2 tRNA genes are annotated in these 1,058 nt (G+C 39.7%); both read left to right on the top strand.

The window, feature by feature from the left end:
- The first annotated feature begins 693 nt into the window (after window positions 1–693).
- Window positions 694–769, top strand: a tRNA-Ala gene (locus NYF15_RS14000).
- A 39-nt stretch (window positions 770–808) separates the two neighbouring features.
- A tRNA-Glu gene (locus tag NYF15_RS14005) sits at window positions 809–884 on the top strand.
- Window positions 885–1,058 lie beyond the last annotated feature (174 nt).

Genomic DNA, 1,058 nt, shown 5'->3' on the forward strand with positions numbered 1-1,058 from the left:
AGTGACCCTCGCCTTGTAAGGGCGATGCTCTCCCAACTGAGCTAACGACCCATATCTAAAACAACTCATTGCTGCGTTGTTGTGGGGCGCTATTATAGATAGAGTTGTAAATGTGTCAACACTTGAATGAGTAAAAATGTGTTAGATGCAGCTTTTATAAACAATGACATGGCATTTAAGCATTTTTTGGCGAACAAATATGCAATTTATATTCATAAGCTTATATTTAGCCTTGGATCTATAGCTTTATGACCTAGGTAAATCATTCCAAATGATATGAATACAGTAAATTTTTAAAACAGTTTTTTCATACCGATAAATTTGCATTAGTTAATTGCATTCTACTTAGCACTATTAAAACAAAGCAGGGAAGGGGAAAGTCGTTTTATTTAAAGCTTTAAATAACGAATTTTATTTTGCATATAAATGTATACCTTTTTTTAGAGAGTAAACTCAAAAGCAGAGAGTCATTGATAACAAACCAGCAATGCAATTAGCCCAAAATAGCTAATTTGATAGCACTTTGTATAAAATACCTCCGCAACGGATTGATATTTAGTCAGCTTGTTGAAATTTAAATCATTTAAATAAACATCGATAAAAAACTGTTGACTTTATTTGGGGGGCTGCATAGAATGCGCCCCGCACTCAGCGATACACAGCCAAGGTTAATTGGTAGTGTGTATGCAAGTCGGGGCTATAGCTCAGCTGGGAGAGCGCTTCGCTGGCAGCGAAGAGGTCTGCGGTTCGATCCCGCATAGCTCCACCAGATTTGCATAGTGTTTGTCCTAGGGTTGCAGTTTTCTGCGTCCCCATCGTCTAGAGGCCTAGGACACCGCCCTTTCACGGCGGTAACAGGGGTTCGAATCCCCTTGGGGACGCCATTTACTCTAAGTAAGTGAGCAATGCCAAGAAAATAAATATGTTAGTCTCGAGTACTTGCATGTTATTTTAGTAACCTTAACTCCGATATGAGTCAAACTATCATTTAATGTCCTAGTGACACATTTTGTGTCCCCATCGTCTAGAGGCCTAGGACACCGCCCTTTCACGGCGGT

It is taken from the genome of Pseudoalteromonas sp. 68 DY56-GL68 (assembly GCF_041414825.1).
GTDB lineage: Bacteria > Pseudomonadota > Gammaproteobacteria > Enterobacterales > Alteromonadaceae > Pseudoalteromonas.